The organism is Mesorhizobium sp. M5C.F.Ca.IN.020.29.1.1, assembly GCF_003997375.1.
GTDB classification, from domain to species: Bacteria; Pseudomonadota; Alphaproteobacteria; order Rhizobiales; family Rhizobiaceae; genus Mesorhizobium; species Mesorhizobium wenxiniae.
Genome location: NZ_RZSW01000878.1, coordinates 1 through 1,739, shown reverse-complemented (window position 1 = coordinate 1,739; position 1,739 = coordinate 1). Strand labels below are relative to the sequence as shown.

Annotated in this window: 2 protein-coding genes and 1 pseudogene; all 3 read right to left on the bottom strand. The window is 57.0% G+C overall.

All coding sequences use genetic code 11. The annotated features are described in order from the left end of the window. Window positions 1-220 (bottom strand): annotated as a pseudogene (locus EOA85_RS34555) (trehalose utilization protein ThuA); the annotation flags it as partial. Between the two features lie 108 nt (window positions 221-328). Further along, window positions 329-1,354 carry an ATP-binding cassette domain-containing protein gene (locus tag EOA85_RS34550; RefSeq protein ID WP_127212665.1) on the bottom strand — a complete coding sequence of 342 codons (1,026 nt, stop codon included), beginning with the start codon at window positions 1,352-1,354 and terminating at the stop codon, window positions 329-331. Window positions 1,355-1,370: 16 nt separating this feature from the next. After that, the coding region (locus EOA85_RS34545; RefSeq protein WP_164760106.1) for a carbohydrate ABC transporter permease at window positions 1,371-1,739 on the bottom strand (369 nt) is incomplete at its 5' end.

Here is a 1,739-nt window from a genome sequence, read left to right as displayed (position 1 = left end):
CCGTGTGTCCCCACCAGAGAAGCACGTCGGTCGAGGCAAGCCGCTTCTCCGTCAAGCCGTGCTCCGGCTCCTGCAAGGTCGCCGTTGTCGCGTTTATTGCCGGATCCGCATTGAGGGCCACCGCGATGGTGTTGTGCATCCCGTCCGGATAAATCTCCCGAACCGACGCATCTCTCTGTTCGTGCACATTTTCGCCCCACACGATGGCATTTACAGTCAATTTCATTCTCCAGTGGTTGAAGCACTAGGTCGCGATGCCAAGTAATTGCGCATTGCTGTGGACGCTGGCCCTGATTTGCTGTGCTGTCGTCCGGCCTACAGGGTAGCCCTAGGCCACGCCTCGCAATTCCACACTGTCGATCGCCCGGCCCTCCGCGTCGAAGTGATGGATATGGCCGGCAGTTGGCGAGATACGCACGACCTCGCCCGGACGGTGCCGCGACGTGCCGTTTTCCCGAACAATCAGCGGTTCCGAGGCACCGAGGTCGACGTAAATGTAACTGTCCGACCCAAGCATCTCGGAATGGACCACTGTACCTGACCACTCCCCCCGCCCGGCGATCTCCAGATGCTCGGCGCGAATGCCAATCGTATGAACGTTGTGAACGTGAGAGAAGCGGCCGGAGAGGAAGTTCATTTTTGGCGATCCGATGAAGCCAGCTACGAAAATTGACTTCGGCTTCTTGTAAAGCTCCAGTGGCGTACCAATTTGTTCAACGAGCCCGTCGCGTAGAACGCAAATTCGATCCGCGAGCGTCATCGCCTCCACTTGGTCGTGCGTGACATAGACCATAGTTGTGTTATGCATACTGCGGTGAAGCTTAGCGATCTCGATGCGCGTCGCGACGCGCAGTGCTGCGTCAAGATTTGAAAGCGGCTCGTCAAAGAGAAAAACCTTCGGGTCGCGTACGATGGCGCGCCCGATTGCCACGCGCTGACGCTGACCGCCCGAAAGCTGGCGCGGGAGCCGCTCGAGATAGGGCGTCAGCTGCAGCATCTCCGCAGCAGCATCGACTCTTCTCCTACGCTCTCTCTTATCTGCGCCAGCAAGCTGCAAGCCGAACGACATGTTCTCGAACACAGTCATATGCGGGTACAGTGCGTATGACTGGAACACCATTGCGATCCCTCGTTTCGAAGGAACTAGATTGTTGACGATCTGATCGTCAAAGGCGAGGGTGCCGGAAGTGATTTCCTCCAGCCCGGCGATAAGTCTGAGGAGTGTAGATTTTCCGCAGCCTGAGGGGCCGACGAAGACCATGAACTCGCCTGTTCGGATTTCCATTGTCACGCCCTTGATCACCTCAACAGCGCCAAAGGATTTCCGAACATCGTTCAGTTGCAGCTTTGCCATCATTTTCTCCTGATCTTCAGCCTTTAACGGCACCGGCGGTTAGGCCTGAAATGATCCGCCGCTGAAAGATGAGCACGAGAACTATGAGCGGTATCGTGACAATGACAGAGGCCGCCATGATGCTGCCCCAGGGAATTTCGTGCTGATAGGCGGCTGAAAGAAGCGCAATCGCAACAGGAACGGTGCGCTGGTCATCGGACGAAGTGAAGGTCAGCGCGAACACGAACTCATTCCAGGCACCGATGAAGGCCAAAAGTCCCGTCGTTACCAGCGCCGGCCCCATCAGCGGCATGAAAATGCGCGTGACGATTACCCAAGGCGAGGCGCCGTCTACAATCGCCGCCTCTTCAATTTCGATTGGTAGATCGCGCATGAAGGCGGTTAG

What these genes read in the sequence shown, in the direction of transcription:
- EOA85_RS34550 (WP_127212665.1), bottom strand. Translation starts at nt 1,354, where the DNA reads ATGGCAAAGCTGCAACTGAACGATGTTCGGAAATCCTTTGGCGCTGTT.